This is a genomic window from Herbaspirillum sp. B65 (assembly GCF_000333555.1).
Classification (GTDB): domain Bacteria; phylum Pseudomonadota; class Gammaproteobacteria; order Burkholderiales; family Burkholderiaceae_D; genus Herbaspirillum; species Herbaspirillum rubrisubalbicans.
Genome location: NZ_BADI01000648.1, coordinates 1 through 2,635, shown reverse-complemented (window position 1 = coordinate 2,635; position 2,635 = coordinate 1). Strand labels below are relative to the sequence as shown.

Below are 2,635 nucleotides of genomic sequence, written 5' to 3'. Positions count from 1 at the left end.
ATCTTGTTCGACATGATGTCCCTCATCCTTGTTCGCTCGGTTGCAGCGCACAGCCTGTCACGCCGACGTCAGCACATAAGCTTATGCTGCACTGCACTATCATGGTATAACAGAAAAGGCTTGGAGATAGTGGACATTAGGGCGACATCCTGATGCTCATGAGCAACATTCGGTACTCCAGCCCAGCCATTGTAACGAGCTCACGAGCCAATGACGGACGGACTTAGCAGAGGACACATGAAATCGATTTGCGTATATTGCGGCTCTTCCCCCGGTGCTTCCCCGGCTTATGCCGAGGCAGCACGCAAGCTGGCGCAGGAAATGGTGAAGAACAACATCGCCCTGGTCTACGGCGGCGGCAATGTCGGCCTGATGGGCATCATCGCCAGCGAGGTGATGCGCCTGGGCGGCGAAGCCACCGGCGTCATCCCCAAGGCCTTGCTGGACAAGGAACTGGGCCACGATGGCCTGACCCGCCTGCACATCGTCAAGGACATGCACGAACGCAAGGCCATGATGGCCGAGCTCTCCGATGGCTTCGTGGCCATGCCGGGCGGCATGGGTACCCTGGAAGAACTGTTCGAGGTGCTGACCTGGGCGCAGTTGGGCTTCCACTACAAGCCGATCTGCCTGTACAACGTGGAAGGCTTCTATGACAACCTGATCGCCTTCGTCAATCACCTGGTCTCGCAACGCTTCGTGAGCACCGACCAGTCCGGGCTGATGATGCATGAAGTCAATCCGGCCACCTTGATCGAGCGCTTCCAGAACTTCAAGCCGACCTACAAGACCAAATGGGCCGATCGCGAGGCCGTGGCCAACCTGGTGCCCTGAGCCGGCCGCACCGGCAGCCACCGAGGCACTGCCGATCTGCGCAAGTTTCTTCATATCGCCCACAAGGCACAACGCCCGTCCCCCTTGCCAGGGGACGGGCGTTGTCGTTTCTTCATATACGGGCTTGAATCACCCTAGCCGGGCTGCTCAGGCATCCAGCGCCTGACGGAAGTCCTGGACCAGGTCATCGGTATCCTCCAGCCCCACCGAGACGCGGATCAACGACTCGGCAATGCCCATGCTGGCGCGGCGCTCGGCGCCCATCTCGTAGAAGATGGTATGCGCCACCGGGATCACCAGGGTACGGGTGTCGCCCAGGTTGCTGGCGGCCACCGCCAGGTTGAGGCGATTGAGGTAGTCGAAGCAATCGATGCTGTCCTTCAGTTCAAAGGACATGAGGCTGCCGAAGGAGCGGAACAATTGCTTGCACAGGGCGTGCTGGGGATGCGATTCCAGGCCCGGATAATGCACCGCCGCCACGCGCGGATCGGCTTGCAGCATCTGCGCCAGCGCCAGGGCGTTCTGGCATTCGCGGTCCAGGCGCAGGGCGATGGTCTCGGCGCCCACCGCAATGTGGTGCGCCGCTTCCGGCCCTAGCGAGCCGCCGAAGTCGCGCAGCGCCTTGGCGCGGATCTGCGCCATGCCCCATTGCGCGGGCGGGTTCTTCTTGTAGTTGTCGGCGATGTGGGGATAGCGGGTCCAGTCGTATTCACCGGTATCGGTCAGCGCCCCGCCCAGCGCATTGCCGTGGCCGCCGATGGATTTGGTCAGCGAATTGACCACCAGCCCGGCCCCGACCGTCTTGGGACGGAACAGGTAGGGCGAGGTCATGGTGTTGTCCACCACGTAGAGGATGCCGCGCTGGCGGCACAGTTCACCGATACGCTTCAAATCCGCCACCTGGGTGCGCGGGTTGGCGATGGTTTCCACGAACACCAGACGCGTGTTGGGCGTGATGGCCGCTTCCACGTTCTTCACATCCGTCGCATCCACCATCGACACCTTGGCGCCCTGCGCGCCCACCGTCATCCACAGGCTATTGGTATTGCCGAACAGGAAAGCCGACGACACCACATGATCGCCCTCGCGCAGCAAGCCCTGGACGATGGCGCCGATGGCGGCCATGCCGGTGGCAAAGCAGATGGTGGACTTGCCGTCTTCCATCTTGGTGATCTTGTCTTCCAGCGCCGACACCGTCGGGTTGCCCTGGCGACCATAGCGGTAACCGGGCTGCTTGCCCTGGAACACTTCAGCCAGTTGGCGCGCATCTTCATAGCCGAAGGTCACCGAGGTGTGGATGGGCTTGTGCAGCGAGCCGTGCTCGATACCCTTCTGGCGGTCGCTGTGGAGGATGGTGGTGGTGAAGCCGTAGGTTTTTTTATCGTTCATCGCGTGATCGGAAATGCAGGGTGAAGGGCCTGGGCCAGCGCGCGGCCAAAGGCAAAATGATAAGCCAATTTCCCGCCGGACGGGTCCATGCAAAACGCCGGTGCCACCCAAGGCCACCGGCGTCTTGTTCCAGCTTCTGCTCAGGCAGCGGGGATCAGTCCGCGCGTGCCAGGTTCAGGTTCAGCTGCGAACGCACCACATCTTCCAGCGCCGGCTTGGGGTTCTTGCGGGCGTATTCGATGCGGTCCAGGTATTCCTGGGTGATGTCGCCGGTGATGTAGTGACCATCGAAGCAGGAAGCCTCGAACTGCTTCAAGGCCGGGTTGGCGTCGGAGATGGCGCGCTTGAGGTCTTCCACGTCCTGGTAGACCAGGGCGTCGGCGGTGATCTCGCGGCACACTCCTCTCGCTGC

The 2,635-nt window shown here is 61.8% G+C and carries 2 protein-coding genes and 1 pseudogene; 1 reads left to right on the top strand and 2 read right to left on the bottom strand.

Features of this window, described 5'->3' with window-relative positions; genetic code table 11:
• The first annotated feature begins 237 nt into the window (after positions 1 to 237).
• Positions 238 to 834 (top strand): TIGR00730 family Rossman fold protein, encoded by a 597-nt coding sequence (locus tag I5W_RS15360; protein WP_017452952.1) that lies wholly within the window; start codon positions 238 to 240, stop codon positions 832 to 834.
• A 147-nt stretch (positions 835 to 981) separates the two neighbouring features.
• Here I5W_RS15360 and I5W_RS15355 read toward each other — a convergent pair whose 3' ends face one another.
• A complete protein-coding gene (locus I5W_RS15355) occupies positions 982 to 2,223 on the bottom strand; it encodes a cystathionine gamma-synthase family protein (RefSeq protein WP_044529878.1) in 1,242 nt (413 codons plus the stop codon).
• Positions 2,224 to 2,377: 154 nt separating this feature from the next.
• Positions 2,378 to 2,635: pseudogene (locus I5W_RS15350) on the bottom strand (amidophosphoribosyltransferase); the annotation flags it as partial.